Source organism: Nocardia anaemiae NBRC 100462 (assembly GCF_001612725.1).
Lineage (GTDB): Bacteria > Actinomycetota > Actinomycetes > Mycobacteriales > Mycobacteriaceae > Nocardia > Nocardia anaemiae.
Map to the genome: position 1 here is coordinate 178,944 of NZ_BDAZ01000003.1, position 17,544 is coordinate 196,487.

Consider the following 17,544-nt stretch of genomic DNA (forward strand, 5'->3'; position numbering starts at 1 on the left):
CGACAGTAGTAGGTTTCGGCAATCTTGCGTAGGAACTGGTGTATGCCCGGCGAACTAGTCCACCGCCTAACATCGGGGCGTGGCAGGCCGTAGGCGCGGATGGTTCCGTTCGTCCGGGAACAATGAATGGATTGCACAGGCCCGGTCGACGCTGGCGGCCGCGTTCCTGGATATGGATCGGCGCCAGAGCGCGGCCGAGGCGGCGGTGCACGCCTGTGAACAGGTCTTCCCGGAGCGACGGATGAGCGCGAAATGGGAACCCGTGCGCAGCAGATGCTATGACGCCGCGGGCGCATATCTGACCTTCACCGAGGAACTGGACAACGCCGAGCGCGACGACACGCCGATGCCGCAGGGGCAGCCGCGGGTGGACGCCCTGGCGCGGCAGCTGACCGACGCGGCCCGTGCCGTCGACGAGTTCTATCGGGGCAATCAGTCCCAGCTCGAACAGGCTGTCGCGGTACTCGGCACGGTGCCGCAATTCGCACAGCAGGTGAAGATCGCGGCGGCCGGAGTGCGCAGGCAGGCCGCCGAATCCGAATACGCTGGCTACCCGTCGGTGCGCCAGCACGCGGCGGCGGTGGATGAGGCGCTGCTCACACTGGAGGCGCTCGGTTCCGAGGTGCCCGCCGCGAGTATCCGGGAGGCCGCCAATCGCCTGGAGTCGGCGACGAAGGCGCTGGCAGAAGCATTGGCGCAGGCGCCATCTCGGGCCGCGGCGGCGGCCAATGCGATCACCTCGGTAGCCACCAGATTGGCCGCGGTGCGCACTCGTGGCGAACGGCTGGCACCGGCCTACTCGGAGCTGCTGCGCGAGTTCAATGCTGCGAGTTCGGCGGATCTGGCCAACAATGGGCGGGAAAGCGAAAAGGCCATCGATGCCGCGGATGCCGCCCTGGTGCGGGCGCGTGCGGCGGCGGCCGAAAACAATCCGGAGTCTGCACTTGATCTGACCACATCCGCACGGGGCTACCTCACCGAGGCCGAACACTTGATCGACGCTGTCACCAAACGGCTGACATTGTTGCGCGAGGTCCGTGAGAATCCCCAAGAGAAGGCCAAGGCCGTACGATTTCGGCTGCGGGACGCACAAATGCTCGCGGTGAGCCGCGGGCTCGTCGGCGAATGGGGCTCTGTGCTCGACGCACAGGTGGACCGGATCGATCGAATCACCGAAAACCTGTCGGGGCGCCACCCCGACTACTGGGCCTATGTGACCGAATTGGATACCGTCGCGGAGTTCGTAGCCGGGGTAGTGGATCGAATGAGAAAGCAAGCAGGACCACGACGAGAATGAGGCCAGGGTTTATGCGGCCACCGCCATCAGGGATGAGGACAGCGAAGCGATGACCGCGGGCATCGTCGTCCAGCAACGGGTTTCCCTGCGAAAGCAATTGCCGCTGCGCCATTTTCGCCAGTTGCACGGCCCGGAGGCGCGGCACCTTTTCCATAGACAACCGGAACCGTTCGGCGACGATGCCGACCGGGAAATTCTGGCGTTCGCGCTCGGCGCCACGCTGTACGCACCGGCGACCCGCGCCGACCTCGCCTCGACGATAAGCAAGCGGGCCGCGCGCGGCGTGTGTTCGATGGTCATCGATCTCGAGGACGCCGTCGCCGATCACGAGGTGGAATTCGCCAAGCGGCAGACCGTCGCGACGCTGAATCTGCTTGCCGAGAGCGAGGATCCGAATCCGCTGCTGTTCGTACGTGTCCGCGACGCGGATACCGTGACCGAAATCGTCGAACAACTCGGCATCGGTGCGGCGGCGCTGACCGGCTTCGTCTTTCCGAAATTCGATAGTGCGAGCGGTCCGAAATATCTCGCCGCGCTGGAGGCGGCTGCCGAACGACTGAGCAGGCCCGTGTACGGCATGCCCGTGCTCGAATCGCCCGCGCTGGTGCATCGGCAGACCCGGGATCAGGAGCTGACCCAGATCGCGGGGCTGTTGGCCGAGCATCGGGAGCGGATACTCGCGGTGCGCATCGGTGCCACGGATATGTGCTCGACCTTCGGCATTCGCCGTGACCGGGATCTGACCATCTACGACGTGCGGGTGGTCGCGGACGTCATCGCCGATATCGTGAATTACCTGGGGCGTTCGGATGGTACGGGTTTCGTGATCACCGGGCCGGTCTGGGAATACTTCGCCGATCACGAGCGGATGTTCCGACCGCTGCTGCGGACCGCGCCGTTCGAGGAGTCCGACGCGGTGCCGTTCCGGCGTTATCTGGTCAGTCGCGATCTGGACGGGCTACTACGTGAGATCACGCTGGACCGCGCCAATGGGATCCAGGGCAAGACGGTGATCCATCCGTCACATGTCGCGGCCGTGCATGCGCTATCGGTGGTGACCCATGAGGAGTATTCGGATGCGCTGGACATTCTGCAGGTCGATGTCGGTGGGGTGGCGGCGTCCGGATATCGGAACAAGATGAACGAGATGCGGCCGCATCGCAGTTGGGCACGTCAGACGCTGCTGCGGGCCCGGGTTTTCGGTGTCGCCAATAAGGGTGTTTCGTTCGTGGATCTATTGACAGCATTGGTAACTGAATGAGAATTGACCCTTGGGCGACAACCAATTTGGGTATCGAGTTGCGGCACGAGCACTCGCACGGGGGCGGATCGGTTGACGTGCTGCCCGCCGAATTGCCCATCGCTACTTTGATTCAGCCGGGGCTGCGGCGCAATCCACGTCGCGCGCACCTGTTGGTTTCGACGGTGCTGGGGAAACATCTGCCTACAGATCCGCGAGTAGTCCTCGGCGCGGGCAATCGACTGGGCGATCTGGTGCGTGAGGTGCTGGGCGAGCGCGAGGCCGTGGTCCTCGGATTCGCTGAGACCGCAACGGGTTTGGGGCATTGCGTGGCGGCAAGGATCGGGGCCGGATGCTATCTGCATTCGACACGTCGGCAGGTGCCCGATGTGACCACTCTGACCGGCTTCGAGGAGGGGCATTCGCACGCCACCTCGCATCTGCTGCAGCCCGCGCCCGCGGATATCTTCGTCAACGACCTGCCGCTGGTGCTCGTCGACGACGAGATTTCGACTGGTGATACCGCGATCGATGCGGTGTGGGCGTTGCACGGGTTTTCGCCGCGTGCACACTATGTGCTGGCGTCGCTGGTGGATATGCGGACCGAGGTCGATCGGGCGCGTTTCGAGGCGGCGGCCGAGGAGTTGGGTGCGCGGATAGACACAGTGTGTTTGGCGTCCGGGCGCACGTTGCTGCCCGATGATCTGGTCAAGACCGTGTCATCGATGCCGGATCCCGTATTGAATCCGACTGCGGCGCAGCGTGGTTCGTTCGATCGAGTCGAGTTGCCCTGGCCTGCCTCGGTTCCCGAGGGCGGTCGGCACGGGATTCTGCGGTCCGATACCGATGCGTTCGAGGCGGCGCTGGTAAAGGCCGCCGAGGCGTTGCGGGTTCGGCTCGCCGATGATTTCGCTGATCGGCCCGCGATTGTGCTCGGGCATGAGGAGTTGATGTATCTGCCATTGCGGTTGGCGGCCGAGCTGGCCGATGCCGGGATTCCGACGCGTTTTCAGACGACGACTCGCTCGCCCGCGTATGTGTTGGATGAGCCGGGATATCCACTGCGGCGCGGCTTTCGGTTCATCGCGCCCGAAGCCGGTGAGCTGGAACCGCGTTATCTGTACAACGCGCACTGGATCGAGGACGCGCTTTCCGAACTCGCGGCGTTGGGGGACAGCGTCGAGCCGGTTCTGGTCGTCGTCATAGACGCTCCTGCCGACACCGATGAACTGCGTGCCGAAGGCGGTCTGATCGATGTGCTGACCGCATCCGGTGACGATGTCGTTCTGGCGGTGCTGCCGGGTGCGGATCCGCGGCTGTTGCATGCGGAACGGACCGAGGCCGAAGCGAGGATGCTATGAGGTCGAACGCTGTGCCGGAATCGAATATCGCTGCGCAATCGGCCTTGGAGCTGCCCGTTCCGCTGCATGGTCCAGCCTTCGGATCGTATGCGGCCGAGGAGGTTTCCTGGCTGCTGAAGGATCTGTCCGAGGTCGACCTCGAGGCCGATGTAGCCGAGCGAGAACGCCGGATCCAGTCCGGTGCCGCGCATTACGCGGAATCGCTGCCGATCGAATATCAGCCCGATGCGGCATACCGCTCGCTGTTCGAGCAGGTATTGGCCGAGAGTGCCGAGCGGCTCGCGCTCGCCGTCGCGACGGTATCGGAACTCGTGATCGCCGAACGCGGAACCGATATCGTGCTGGTTTCGCTGGCGCGGGCCGGAACGCCGATCGGAATTCTCATGCGGCGCTGGCTGCGGTCTCGAGGCCTCGAGGTGCCGCACTATGCGGTATCCATTGTGCGTGATCGTGGCATCGACTCCGTCGCGCTGGATTACCTTGCTCGGCACCATGATCCGGCCACTGTCGTGTTTGTCGACGGTTGGACCGGCAAGGGCGCCATCACTCGCGAACTCACCGAAGCGCTGGACGCCTATCACGCCGCGGGCGGCGCCCGGTTCAATGACGAGCTCGCGGTGCTCGCCGATCCGGGACATTGCGTGCGTACCTACGGCACCCGAGACGACTTCCTGATCGCCTCCGCCTGCCTGAATTCCACGGTGTCCGGCCTGATTTCGCGCACCGTGCTCAATGACACACTGATCGGACCAGGTGAATTCCACGGTGCGAAGTTCTATCGCGAACTGGCTGCCGACGATGTCTCCGGTCGCCTGCTCGACACCGTGACCGCCGCCTCCGACGCGATCCGGGATCGCGTGCCCGCCGAACTGGCCGCCGTGCGCGCCGAGGATCGGACACCGACCTGGACCGGCTGGGCCTCGGTCGACAAGGTGCGCGAGGAATACGGCATTGCCAGTGTGAATTTCGTGAAACCCGGTGTCGGCGAGACGACCCGGGTATTGCTGCGGCGGCTGCCGTGGCGGGTGCTGGTGCGTGCGGCGGACGCACCGGAACACGCACATATCCGTCTGCTCGCCGCGGCCCGCGGTGTTCCGGTCGAGGTCGTACCCGACCTGGCCTATTCGTGCATGGGATTGATCAAGGACGTACAGCAGTAATGCATTTGCGAAAACTACGAAGACACGCTCTGATTGCCACCGATCTAGACCGAACGATGATCTACTCGCGCAATGCTTTCCACGCCACAACCGACGTGCCGATGGTGTGTGTGGAGCATCTCGAGGGCGCGCCGCTGTCGTTCATGACAACCGCCGCCGCCCTGCGAATGCAGACCCTGACCGAACCCGCCGCCGTCATCCCCACCACTACCCGGACCATCAAGCAGTTCGAGCGCATCCAATTGCCCGGTGCCCCCTGGCGATACGCGATTACCAGCAATGGCGGGAATATCCTGGTCGACGGCATGCCGGATATGCGCTGGCGCATCGATATCGACGCGCAGGTGCGGGCGAGTGGCGCGACGCTGTCGGAGGTGAATACCGAACTGCGGGCCCGGATCGACGATTCCTGGGTCACCAAATTCCGGGTCGCCGATCATCTGTTCACCTACCTGGTGGTCAAGCCAAAGGAAGTGCCCGACGGCTTCCTCGCCGAATGGGATGCCTGGTGCCGCCCGCGCGGCTGGTCGGTCTCCCAGCAGGGCCGCAAGATCTACACGATGCCCATGGTGGTCTGTAAGAGTCACGCGGTGCGCGAAGTCCGCCGCCGCCTGGTCGAAAACGACGAGCTCACGGCTGCGGCCGTGACTCTCGCGGCAGGTGATGGTGCCCTGGACGCCGAGATGCTGCGCACCGCGGACTCCGCCATCCGTCCGCGCCACGGCGAACTCGAACAACTCAACTGGACCCACCCCAACCTCACCATCACCCGCGCCTCCGGAATTCTCGCGGGTGAGGAGATCATCAACTGGTTCATCAAGGCCGCACCGGAAGCCACGTAGCCGACCCTTGCCTTGACACCGGTGACAAGGTTTAGCGTTGCTCCCGATGGGTCGTGAAGGAGGTCGAATGCTGATCGGTGAGCTGGCCGAGCGCGTCGGGACGAGTACCAGAACGCTGCGCTACTACGAGGAGCACGGCTTGGTGCGGGCGCGACGCTCGACCAACGGGTATCGCGTCTATGACGAGTCGGAGCTGCAGGTCGTCAACAAGATCCGGACGCTGCTCGACGTAGGCTTCGATCTCGACGATATCCGCCCGTTCGTCGCCTGTATCCGTGCCGGAAATACCTCGGGGGATGTCTGCCCGGATTCGGTGGCGACGCTGTGGCGCAAACTCGACGAAGTCGAGGCGGCCATCGATCGGTTGCATGCGGTGCGAGCGCAATTGCGTGCACAGCTCGACGCGGCGGCGGCGTCCCGATGAAATTCGGAATCAATTACAGCACACCGTATTACGGTACGGATCCGGACCGGCTGATGGCGTTCGCGCAACATGCCGAGGCGTGCGGTTTCGAGTCGATCCTCTTGCCGGATCATATTGCGCTCTATCCGGGTGCGGCGATCGGATCGTACGAAATGCCACCGACAACGCCGTTTCCCGATCCGCTGGATTGCTTGAGTTACATCGCCGCGGCCACGGAGCGAATCCTGTTGGGCACCGGTGTGCTGCTGCTGCCGTATCGGCATCCGGTGGTGCTCGCCAAGCGGCTCGCGACCATCGACCTGCTGTCCAAGGGCCGAATGCGGTTGCTGACAGTGGGGCTCGGCACCTTGCCTGGCGAGGCCGCCGCGGTGGGCGTGGACTTCGCATCTCGCGGCCGTCGGACCGATGAGGCGATCGATGTGCTGCGCCTGCTGTGGGCCGGTGGTGCGGATGGCGTCGACTACCACGGCGAATTCTTCTCGTTCGACAAGCTGTGCATATTCCCGAAACCCCATGGCGGAGCGCAGTTGCCGATCCATATCGGCGGATCGAGTCGGGCCGCCGCGAAGCGGGTGGGACGACGTGGCGATGGGTATTTCGCGGGTGGCATGCTGATGCCCGCCGAACGTGCGGAGCAGTGGGATCTCGCGAAGTCGACCGCCGTTGCGGCGGGCCGAGATCCGGGTGCGCTGGAATACACCCGATGGGGGTCTATTGATATGCCGCGGGATCGGGTCGACGGATTCGCCGCGCAAGGCGTGACCCGAATCGTCGTGGGCGCCACCGCCACCGACCAGGCGGTGCAGTTCGACGAAATGTCCGCTTTCGCAGAGCGTTTCGGATTGACGTCGAAGCCGTGACGGGGCGACAGTCCCTCGCTTTCGCGCGCGAAGTCAGCGGTTGCGGGTGCGGTTGAGCCAGTCGAGGGCATCGCGCAGCGTCGGGGAGTGGTCGAGGCGCGGCGGCTGGTAGGGATGGGTTGATGCGGATGGGTACGGCGCGGCGTTGATTTCGGGGTGAGACTGGTTGGGATACCGATGGTTCGGTGCCGGGGGATGGTCCTCCGTCTCGGGGCGGTTCGGGCGCGGGTAGACGGGATTCGTCGGCTCGGATGCTGGCGGTGCGAAGCGGTCGAGTAGGGAGCTGGAGGATGCCTTGGCGGGGGCGAACGGGACTCCGGTGGACAGAGCACGCAATCCGAGCGTGAGCATTTCGCCGACCATGCTGATGCCGATGGACAAGGTGGTGGGGCGAGCGTCGTGGTGCATGCCCATGGTTGTGCCGAGAGCGCTGATGACGAAGCCCGCGAACATCGAGACTGCCCAAACGATCACGGTGCGCACGGTATAGCGCTGCCACAGGTGGCCGTCGCGGGTGAAGATGCCGATGGTGGTGCCGCGCAGCGCGCCGAAGGCGAGGCCGACAGCGCCGCCGATGATCAGCCAGGTGATATCGGTTCCGTTGAGATCGGTGACCTTGCTGACGCTGTAGACCCCGATCGCCAACAGGATGACCGGGGGTCCGAAGGTATCGCGGGCGTTCATCGGTTCGCCGTAGAACCGCTTAACCACCAGCGCGATGACCGCGACGATCGCGATCACGAGTCCGATACTCATGAGTGCCTCCCAACACTATGCCTGCTGTTGGGAAAGCTATTCGCCGGTCGGGGCGTGCCGAGTCCGCCGAAGGTAGGACTCCGGGGATGATCGTCCGGTCATCCGGTTCAGTAAGTTTGCTGTTGAGCACCTAATTGTTGGGCGATGACGCCCTGCAACCGCTGTAGGCCGCCGACGGTCATGCCGCTCTGCAATTGGCCCTCGATGGTGCGGACCAGCGCGGAATCGCTGAGGATCTTCTCACTGGATTGGATGAGAACCGTTCCCGCGCCGGTGAAGTCGAACTGGCGCTCCTCACCGGAGTTCACTCCGAATCGGGCGGCACCGGCGGCCAGGAAGCTGGAGACCCAGCGCTGGTCGTAGTGGTGGCTGGGGGATGGGCAATCCGCCCAGCCGACAAGGGCTTCCGGATCGACGCGCAGCGGCGGTTCGGCGAACATGACCGGGCCATTGGAGGAGGCCAGGAACTTGCCGGTGCCGATCAGGGTGAGAAATCCGGGAACGATGGACTGGTTCAGCGACAGTCCCGGCTCGAAGGCGAGCAGGTTGGCGGCGCGGATGGTCAGGTTGCCGTTGTCCTCGAGGTCATAGGAATTGATGTCGTAACCGCGATCGCCGATGATCAGCTTGCCGTGCCCTTCGGCAATCACGTAGTCGCCGGTGAACAGCGGTGCGGAGAACTGCTGCGAGACCATATGCAGCAGTCCGCCCTGCAATCCGTGAGTGAGCATCTGGAATCGCATATCGCCGTAGTAGGCGATCATCGCGCCCTTGCGCATGAACCACGGCTTGTTCAGGTCGATGCAGTAGGCGTAGCTGTTGCCCGGAAGATTGTCGCTCTCACCGAGATTCATCGGATTCAAGATATCGGTCATGGTTCACAACTTCTCTTCCGAGGCCTGCACGTAAACGACACCCTGTCCGACGCAATGCAATTGCATCGCTTCGCCGGAGCCGCGACCGACCGCATCGCGCCAGCTCAACGCCGTCTTCAACTCGGTCTGCACATTGCCGTAGGCGGCGATGAAGGCCTGCGGATCCACCACGATCTGCCCGGGGGTCTGGGGGTTTCCCCCAGATGGACTCAGCGGGCCGCCCACCGGCAGTTCCAGGAATCCGCCGTGCGCCAGCAGCACCGCCGCGCCCTGTCCGGACAGCTGCGTGGTGAACATGCCCTGACCGGTCAGCGCACCACTTGCCGCGCCGCGCAACGCACCCATCAGCCCGCCGCCACCGCCGCCGCCGCCCGAACTCATCACGGACACAATCGAACTCTGTAGCGCGGCGGTATTGGCCAGTAGGCGCGAAGCTTCGACGCGCAGCACAGCGCCCGGCTGCATCTGCACCACATGCACTTCCAGCCCGGCGAAGCCGTAGTGCACCTCGCCGTTTCCGGTGGCCAGCATGGTGCGCTCGTGCTCACCGGCCATCATCCGACCCGCCATCCGCATGATTCCGCCACCGCCCATGCCTGGGGCGGCGCCCGGAATCTGGTGTGGCGCAAAGGAAATATCGCCGGTGTAGAACAGCATCGCGCCGTTGCGGGCGACCACACCGCCCGCCATCCCGACGTTCACCTTGACGACCTTGCCGTTGACCTTCTCGAACATCGCTGGTCCCCTTACCGTTCCGCCGGTTGGATCAACACCAGGCCCTGACCGTCGAAGCGCAGCGAGAACGCCTCTCCGGCATCCTGGCCGACGAAGGTGCGCCACGAAACATCGGTCACGAACGACTGATTGAGATTGCCCCGGCAGGCCACGAAGGCGTCCGGATCGACGATCAGCGGATACTGCGGCGAAACCTCGAGGTGGATCAGCGGACCGCCCGCCGAGAGCAATGCCACCTGTCCCTGTCCGGTAACCGTGGTGGTGAACAGACCGGCACCCGAGGACGCGCCGCGCAAACCGGCGAAACGCACGTCCGTGCGCAGGTTTCCGGCGAAGCACAGCAGCTGTTGCGATTCGACCTGCAGGGTCTCGTTGTTCAGATTCACCACGGTGACGTGCTGACCGTTGACCGCGAAGAAGACCCGGCCGTTGCCGCTGCATTCCATCAGCGACAGTTTTTCGCCGGTGGCACGCCGCTTGAGCCCGGCGAGCACACCGTCGCCGCCGCCGAAACCGGCCGATTTGAACTGCACATTTCCTTCGTAGGCAACCATCGAGCCGGAAATCGCGCGGATACTCGATCCGGCGAGGTGTGCCTCGATCACCTTTTTCGACTGCTCGAACAGTTGCGCCATAGGGAGTTTGCCTGCTGTCTGGTAGGGGAACACGGGTATATCGCCCGCCATTCCGACCGCGTTTCGCCACCCTAACCGATCTTGGAGTACTCGTATGGGCCACGGCGACGGATAGTTCGGATCGTATGCGGCACGTTTCTCGTAGAGTGGCACCGTACGCACCGACAAGCGAAGGGTCGAACTTGTCCGCAACACTCGCCAAGGGTCAGAATGGCCCGCTGGCCGCCAATGACGTGGTGATCTCCATCCAGCTGACCGCACCCGCGGATCTGTCCGCGCTACTGGTCACCGAGTCGGGGAAGGTCCGTTCCGACGCGGACTTCGTCTTCTTCAATCAGCCCAATGGCCCCGGGGTGAATCTGCAGCCCGCACCGGCCGGGCAGCCCGCGTCGCTGGCGGTCTCGCTGAACGCGGTGCCCGCGGATATCGCGCAGATCCGCGCGGTGATCACTCTGGACGACGCGACCAGTAACTTCGGCCGGTTTCCCGCGCCGACGGCGATCGTGTCGGATTCGGCGGGTAATCAGCTGTACGAGTATCGGATCGACGGTTTGAACACCGAGTCGATCGTGATCGCGCTCGAGCTGTACCGGCGGCAGAGCGAGTGGAAGGTGCGCGCGGTCGGCCAGGGCTACGCGGGTGGTTTCGCGGCGCTGGTCACCGATCACGGCGTCACCGTCGACGAGTCTCCGGCCGCGACGCAGGTCCCGCCGCCACCGGCCTACCAACCCGCGCCGCCGCCGCAGCCCGCATACCCGACACAGCAGCAGCCGCAGTATCCGCCGACACAGCAGGCCTATCCGCAAGGCGGGACCGGCTACCCGCCGCCCGGTCAGGGCTACCCGCCCCCGCCCGCTCCCGGTGGTTATCCGCCGCCCGCGCCCGGCCAGCCCGGACCGGGCCAGGGCTATCCGCCGCCCGCACAGCCCGCCGCGCAGCAGCAGCCGCCCAGCGAGATCAGCCTGAGCAAGGATCGTCCGGTCAGCCTGGTCAAGGGCCAGCGGGTCACCCTGCGCAAGGAGGGCGGCACCGCACTGACCTTCGTGAAGATGGGTCTGGGCTGGGATCCGGTGCGCAGCCGCGGCATGTTCGGCAACCGGACCGTCGATATCGACCTCGACGCGTCGGTGGTGATGTTCGCCGATATGAACGTGGTGGATGTCGCCTACTACGGCCAGCTGACCTCCAAGGACGGCTCGGTCCGGCACCAGGGTGACAACCTCACCGGTGAGGGCGAGGGCGACGACGAGGTGATCCTGGTCGACCTGACCCGCATCCCGGCGCATGTCAGCACGCTGGTGTTCATCGTGACCTCCTATAAGGGCCACACCTTCGAACAAGTCCAGAATGCGTTCTGCCGCTTGGTCGATGGTGCCAACAACGGCGAGCTGGCCAGGTACACCCTGGCAGGCGGTATGCCGTTCACCGCGATGGCGATGGCCAAGCTGTTCCGGGTCGGCAACGATTGGAAGTTGCAGGCGCTCGGCGAGGGCTTCCAGGCCAAACATCCCGGTGAGGCGGTGCCACAGCTGGGCCGGTTCCTGGGTAATTGAGCGATAACTGCACGAAATAACGGGGCGGACAACGTGATTCAGCTGAAGGCCGGTCAGAATATGGTGCTGACCGGCGATATCGTTCGATTCAGCGCGAAAGCCGGGGCTGCCCTGGATGTTTCGGCGCTCGTGGTGGCGGAGAACCTGCGGGTCCTGGAGACCGGCGATTTCGTGTTCTACAACCAGACCGAGACCGCGGGGGTGACGCTGTCCGAGGACGGCGTCACCATCCGGCTCGCCGAGGTGCGCGCCGACGCCAAAGCGGTACTACTGGTTGTCAGCGCGGATCCGGCCGCACCCGGGCAGCCGGGCGGACTCGGCGCGGTCACCGCGGAACTCGCGGTAAACGATGTCGCTACAGCGGAATTCGCGATCGATCCGTCCGCGGGGGAGACCGCGCTGATCTGCCTCGAGGTGTATCGGCGCGGAACCGACTGGAAGTTGCGCGCGGTCGGTCAGGGCTATGCCGGTGGGCTCGCCGTGCTGCTCACCGCGCACGGCGTCGAGGTCGACGAACCGGCGACGCCGCAGTCCGGACAACACAGCGCGGCCGATCTGCGGGAAGCCGAACCGGTCGCCAATCCGGGCCGTGCCAGCGGTCAGGACACCATCAGCGGTCCCGGCGACTCCCGGGCCGCCGGTCCGGCGCCGCTCGAGGTCGCCCACGGACTCGAACGCCTGTGGATGATCTTCGAGGACGCCGCGCGCTCGGCCGCCGCGCTCATCTCCGCGCGCGATTACGCCATGCAGCGGCTGGATCAGGAACTGTCCGCGGCGGTTTCGGATCCGGCGACCAGGAACACACCGGCCGCCGAGGAGGCCAGGCAGGCCGCACAGCGTCGCTGTGACGATCTGATCGCCACCGCGGAGGGTAATCACCTGCGCGACAGCGAGGCGCTCATGCGCGAACTCGCCGACGCCGATCGGCAACTGCCGCCGTCACTGGCGTCCTGGGATTCGCCCGCCTGGGACGGTGCGCCGACGTCAAGCGACGGCATTCGACTCGGCGAGCTCTACGCGGACGAGCGTGGGCCACTGCGCATTCCGTACTGTGTCCCGGTGCCGCTGACCCGGCCGCTGTGGATCGATACCGAATCCTCGGCCGCGGCGACCCCGGTCGTCGGTGCGGTGCTCGCGCGGCTGCTCGCGGCCGATCCCGGTCGGCGCACCCTGGTCGACATGATCGATCTGACCGGCGCGTTCAGCCAGCTCGTCGGTCCGCTGACCCCGGTGCTGAACGGCCCGCCGGTCACCGATTTCGGCGATATCTCGGCGCGGCTGCAGACCCTGGTCGAGGCCGCCGACCTGGCCGAATTGGCTTATTCCAGTGGAAATTTCACGCCGCCGACCGAGCACAGGGTACTGCTCGCCGCGGACTTCCCGCACGGATACCAGAGCGCGGACGCCCAGCGCATCGCGACACTGCTGGTGCGCGGCGATCTGATCGGGCTCTCCACGGTGATCGTCGGCACCGACGAATCCGAGTCCAGCGACGGCACGGTGGCGATGCTGTCCCAGTCCTGCCGTCATCTGCCGACGGTGGACGGCACTCCGCTGTTCGATCCGTGGACCGGCAGCGCGTGGCAGCTGGAGCTGGACCTGCTGCCGCGGGAACCGGCCAGGCAGGCGCGCTTCCTGCGCACCAGCTGACTCCTTTCGCGCTAGTCGCTGGTGCCGCCGTCTTACTGCTGCCTCCGGCAGCTCGCCGAGCGTAGTGATACAGCGGTCGGATTCGGGGTGGGCGAGCACCATTCGACGGAACCCGAGCAGCTATCTGGGCACGGCACTAGCGGCCGAGGGCAGCCCTGGGCCGCAGCGGCTCCGGCAGCCAGGGCAGCAGCGGGTCCGGTGCGCGATCGACGACGCCGCCGACCGGATCGTCGACGAAATCGCGCCGGACCAGATCCTCCTCCGGTCGGTAGATCTGCCGAATGATCAAGGCGCACAGCGCGAGTACCGCGATATCGCGCAGCGCGACCGTGCCGGTGAACCACTGCTCGGGCAGGCCCTTGCGATCCAGGCCGAGGTAATAGAACATCCGCGGCACCCAGACCAGCGCGTCGATGGTCATCCAGGCCAACAGAATTCGGCGATGCGGCAGTGCGAGCACGGCCAGCGGCACCAGCCACAGCGAATACTGCGGGCTCCACACCTTGTTGGTGATCAGGAAGGCGGCGACCACCAGGAAGCACAGCTGGGCCAGGCGTGGTCGGCGCGGAGCGGTGAGCGCGATATAGCCGATCGCCGCACAGGCCGCGACGAATACCAGCAGCGACACCAGGTTCAGGATGGTCGGCTGTTCGGCATGTCCGATCTCGCCGTCGAATCCGGCCCAGCCGGTGAACGAGGTGATGACGTTGTAGATGGAATCCGGATCGGCGTGCCGAGTGGTGTTGAGCCGGAAGAACTCTCGCCAGCCATTTGGATACAGCAGTGCGATCGGCAGATTCACCACCAGCCAGGTGCCCGCCGCCGCGCCGACGGTCAACGCGGCCGCGCCGAGCGGCCGGGCGCTGAGAAACTGTGTGCGATACGGGGTTTCGCGCAGCCAAATCATCGTGGTGCGCCAGCTGTTGATATCGCTCAACCGCAGTCCGAGCCGTGCGCTCGGCACCCGCTGTAGTGGGTCGGCGCGCAGGCACAACACCACGATCGGCCCGAGCAGCAGCAGCGGATACAGTTTGGCCGCACCGCCGAGTCCGAGCAGCACGCCCGCGAGCAACGGTCGTCGCCGGGCCCAGGCGAGCAGGCCGGTGGCGGCGAAAGCCGTTGCCAGCGCGTCGAAATTGGTGAACGCGTGCACGATCACCAGCGGGGAACAGGCGACCAGCGCGGCATCCCAGATCCGCCGCCCCGCCAGTTGCGCCGAGGCCCACACCGTGACCAGCCAGGCGAGGGCCAGACCGACCGCGACCACATTGAAGTAGATGACCACCTGCAGCGCACCCGGCAGCGGGGAGGCATCCCAGGTCTTGGCGATCTGCATCGACGCGTACTGATAGAGCCCGGACAGCACCGGATACTCCATGTACCTGGTCTCCCGGCCGCCGTCCGGAGTCTGCTCGGTCCATTCCTTCTTGTACGGGAAGGCGCCCTCGTTCAGCCGTTCCGCACCATAGAGCGGCACGGTATCCGAGTAGCACATGGCGGTGTACTGGCGGCCGTTGTTCCAGTCCAGGGTGAGCGAACCGTCGGACGCCTTCGTCTGCTGGATGCACGGCGCCTTGCTAGTCCAGCCCAGCGCGAGGAAGACCAGCGCGAAGGCGAGCAACACCCGCATCGGGGTCCAGAACCGGACCCGGCCGATGAGCGCGTGGTCACCGACCGGCCCGCCGACGACCGTGCTCAGCTGCGCGCTCAGCGAATCGTTGCGGCTCGGCCGATCCCGGCCGTCGGCCGAGCGCAGATCCGGTGCCAGCGGCGCGGGCGCGACATAGTGCGTCGCGCCGCCGCCGGACTGCGTTGCACCGGACGGCATCCCGTCGGTCCGCGGCGCGCTTGCGTTCGTCCGCTTGTCCACGAGTTGCGGTTCGGTCACGGCACCCGAGGCTACCGGGTGCGTGTCGGTTGGCTGCCGTTGCCGTTCGCGGTGCCGCCGGATTGCGGTGATCCGGTGGCCGAGGGCATCGATCCGTCGGGGTTCGCGGTCGGCTGCCCCGGTAGCGGCGTCGACTCCGCCTGCTGCTGTTGTTGTTGCGGCTGGCGCTGCTGCGTCTGCGGTTGCACACCGGGGATCTGGATCGGGCCGAACGGGGTATCGATGGTGTTCGGAACGATCTGGATCGGCGGCACCAGCGGCGACTCCGTGGTCGACGGCGGGGTGAATGGTGCGGACCACGCGGGCACACCGGCTTGGCCCTTGATCGGGGCGGGCTTCGGGAAGGTTTCCTTCGGGGTGCCCTCCAGGGCGCCGTCCATGGTGGCCTTCCAGATATCCGAGGGCAGACCGGAACCGTAGACCATGCCGCCGCTGTAGTTGCGCAGCGCCGAATTGTCGATAGAGCCGACCCACACCGCGGTGGACAGCGACGGCGTGTAGCCGACCATCCAGGCGTCCTTGTTCTCGCCGGTGTCGCCGAGCTGGGCGGTACCGGTCTTGGTCGCCGACTCGCGGCCGTTGGCCAGGTTGTGATTGCGCGACCACGCGGCGATCGGCTTCATCGCATCGGTGACATTGTCGGCGACCGCCGCCGAGACCCGCTGTTCACCGGCCACATCACCGCGGTCGAGCAGCACCTGCCCGTCGGCGGTCGTCACCTTGGTGACGAAGTGCGGTGCGTGGTACACGCCGGAGGCGGCCAGCGTCGCGTAGGCCGAGGCCATATCCAGCACCCTGGCCTGGTACTGACCGAGCACGATGCCGTTGTTCGGTGGCGAACCGTCCGGCTCGACCAGGCTCTTGCCGACGCCCGGAATGGTCTCCGGAATGCCGAGCTTGTGCGCCATATCGGCGATCTTCTGCGGACCGTTCTGCATATCCAGCTCCATGCGGTAGAAGCTGGTGTTCAGCGAGCGCTTGAGCGCCTCGGCGATGGTGCAGGTGCCGCACTGTTCGCCTTCGACGTTGGTGATCTTGATGCCGTTCACGGTGATCGGCGAACTGTCGTACATCTCCGACAGCGGTTTGCCGAGCTCCAGGTTCTCCGCGAGACCGAAGACCTTGAACGAGGATCCCGGCTGCAGACCGGCATTGGCGAAGTCGTAGCCCTGACCGTCGTCGCCGCCGTAGTAGGCGCGCACCGCACCGGTCTTCGGATCCACCGAAACCACTGCGGCGCGCAGCTTTTCCGGTTCGCCCTGCATCTTCTTCTGCGCGGCGTCGACGGCGGCCTGCTGCGCCTTCGGGTCGATCGTGGTGGTGATCGAGAGGCCAGCGGTATTGAGCTGCTGTTCGCTGATGCCCGCGGCCGCCAACTCCTTGAGCACCTGGGTCTTGATCAGCCCCTCGGGACCGGCGTCCAGGCCCTTGTCCTTGGTGGAGGACACCGGGACCACTTGGGGGAACTGCTGGGCCTGGCGCTCTTCGGGCTTCAGATTGCCGCCGGAGACCATGCCGTCGAGCACATAGTTCCAGCGGAACTTGGCGCCATCGGGATTCTTTTCCGGATCCAGGCCGGAGGGCTGCTGGATGGTGGCGGCGAGCACCGCGCCCTCGGCCACGGTGAGCTCCGAGACCGGCTTGGCGAAGTAGGCCTTGGCGGCGGCGTCGATGCCGTACGCGCCGCGACCGAAGTAGATGGTGTTGAGGTAGGCGGCGAGGATTTCGTCCTTGCTCCACTGGCGCGCCATCTTCGCCGAGATGACCAGCTCGTGCAGCTTGCGGGTCAGCGAGTGTTCGTCACCGACGAGCGCGTTCTTCACGTACTGCTGGGTAATGGTCGAGCCACCGCCCGCGCTCTCTTTGTTGAGGGCCTGATCCCGGGCCGCGCGCATGAAGCCGGAAACCGAGAAACCAGGGTTGGTGTAGAAGTCCCGGTCCTCGGCCGCGATCACGGCATTGCGCACATGCGGCGGAATCTGGTCGATGGTGACGTCGGTGCGGTTGCCCTCCGGCGGTACCACCTTGCTGATCACCGTGGTGCCGTCGCTGGCGAGGATATTCGCGACCTGGTTTGTTTTGAGGTCACCCGGCTGGGGTACCGAAACCGTGGTGTAGGCGATCAGGAATACCGTGCTCGGCAAAATAATGGACAGGGCTAGCAGGACGTAGATGACCCGGCGCACGATCCGCCACGGCGACTTCTTCTTTGCACCGGGACGACGACCGCCCGGTCCGCCCGGACCACCGTTACCGCCGGTGCGGCGC

The 17,544-nt window shown here is 65.5% G+C and carries 15 protein-coding genes; 9 read left to right on the top strand and 6 right to left on the bottom strand.

Annotated elements, in window-relative coordinates; translation table 11 throughout:
- Positions 1-79: 79 nt before the first annotated feature.
- From NA5_RS03240 to NA5_RS03270, 7 genes are all read left to right on the top strand, one after another.
- On the top strand, positions 80-1,297 hold the full coding sequence (locus NA5_RS03240) for a coiled-coil domain-containing protein (RefSeq protein ID WP_062981696.1): 1,218 nt from the start codon (positions 80-82) through the stop codon (positions 1,295-1,297).
- 49 nt (positions 1,298-1,346) lie between these two features.
- Positions 1,347-2,558, top strand: coding sequence for an HpcH/HpaI aldolase/citrate lyase family protein (locus NA5_RS03245; RefSeq protein WP_157110203.1), 1,212 nt, complete (start codon positions 1,347-1,349; stop codon positions 2,556-2,558).
- Positions 2,555-3,898: a phosphoribosyltransferase family protein gene (locus NA5_RS03250; protein ID WP_062981697.1), complete on the top strand. Its 1,344-nt coding sequence runs from the start codon at positions 2,555-2,557 to the stop codon at positions 3,896-3,898. The genes NA5_RS03245 and NA5_RS03250 overlap by 4 nt, the downstream gene beginning before the upstream one ends.
- A gap of 50 nt (positions 3,899-3,948) precedes the next feature.
- Entirely contained in the window at positions 3,949-5,058 is a 1,110-nt protein-coding gene (locus NA5_RS03255; RefSeq protein ID WP_062981781.1) for a cysteine protease StiP family protein, read from the top strand.
- A gap of 56 nt (positions 5,059-5,114) precedes the next feature.
- A complete protein-coding gene (locus NA5_RS03260; RefSeq protein WP_245672065.1) occupies positions 5,115-5,900 on the top strand; it encodes an HAD family hydrolase in 786 nt (261 codons plus the stop codon).
- A 67-nt stretch (positions 5,901-5,967) separates the two neighbouring features.
- Complete coding sequence (locus tag NA5_RS03265; RefSeq protein ID WP_062981702.1) at positions 5,968-6,324, top strand: MerR family transcriptional regulator; 357 nt, start codon at positions 5,968-5,970, stop codon at positions 6,322-6,324.
- Complete coding sequence (locus NA5_RS03270) at positions 6,321-7,184, top strand: LLM class F420-dependent oxidoreductase (RefSeq protein ID WP_062981704.1); 864 nt, start codon at positions 6,321-6,323, stop codon at positions 7,182-7,184. Before NA5_RS03265 ends, NA5_RS03270 begins: the two co-directional genes overlap by 4 nt.
- 33 nt (positions 7,185-7,217) lie before the next feature.
- Here the strand turns inward: NA5_RS03270 and NA5_RS41735 are convergent, their stop codons facing one another.
- From NA5_RS41735 to NA5_RS03290, 4 genes are all read right to left on the bottom strand, one after another.
- Positions 7,218-7,940 carry a hypothetical protein gene (locus NA5_RS41735; RefSeq protein ID WP_218020040.1) on the bottom strand — a complete coding sequence of 241 codons (723 nt, stop codon included), beginning with the start codon at positions 7,938-7,940 and terminating at the stop codon, positions 7,218-7,220.
- Between the two features lie 107 nt (positions 7,941-8,047).
- Positions 8,048-8,815 carry an AIM24 family protein gene (locus NA5_RS03280; protein WP_062981706.1) on the bottom strand — a complete coding sequence of 256 codons (768 nt, stop codon included), beginning with the start codon at positions 8,813-8,815 and terminating at the stop codon, positions 8,048-8,050.
- 3 nt (positions 8,816-8,818) lie between these two features.
- Positions 8,819-9,550: an AIM24 family protein gene (locus NA5_RS03285; protein ID WP_062981708.1), complete on the bottom strand. Its 732-nt coding sequence runs from the start codon at positions 9,548-9,550 to the stop codon at positions 8,819-8,821.
- An 11-nt stretch (positions 9,551-9,561) separates the two neighbouring features.
- A complete protein-coding gene (locus NA5_RS03290; protein ID WP_062981783.1) occupies positions 9,562-10,185 on the bottom strand; it encodes an AIM24 family protein in 624 nt (207 codons plus the stop codon).
- A gap of 182 nt (positions 10,186-10,367) precedes the next feature.
- Between NA5_RS03290 and NA5_RS03295 the strand changes: the two genes are divergently transcribed.
- Both NA5_RS03295 and NA5_RS03300 read left to right on the top strand, forming a co-directional pair.
- Positions 10,368-11,738, top strand: a complete 1,371-nt coding sequence (locus NA5_RS03295) for a TerD family protein (protein WP_062981710.1) — start codon at positions 10,368-10,370, stop codon at positions 11,736-11,738.
- 33 nt (positions 11,739-11,771) lie between these two features.
- Positions 11,772-13,388: a TerD family protein gene (locus NA5_RS03300; RefSeq protein ID WP_062981712.1), complete on the top strand. Its 1,617-nt coding sequence runs from the start codon at positions 11,772-11,774 to the stop codon at positions 13,386-13,388.
- Between the two features lie 136 nt (positions 13,389-13,524).
- On the opposite strand, the gene NA5_RS03305 is transcribed toward NA5_RS03300, so the two are convergent.
- Together NA5_RS03305 and NA5_RS03310 are read right to left on the bottom strand one after the other, a co-directional pair.
- A complete protein-coding gene (locus NA5_RS03305) occupies positions 13,525-15,216 on the bottom strand; it encodes a glycosyltransferase family 87 protein (RefSeq protein ID WP_062981785.1) in 1,692 nt (563 codons plus the stop codon).
- Positions 15,217-15,287: 71 nt separating this feature from the next.
- The coding region (locus NA5_RS03310; RefSeq protein WP_062981787.1) for a transglycosylase domain-containing protein at positions 15,288-17,544 on the bottom strand (2,257 nt) is incomplete at its 5' end.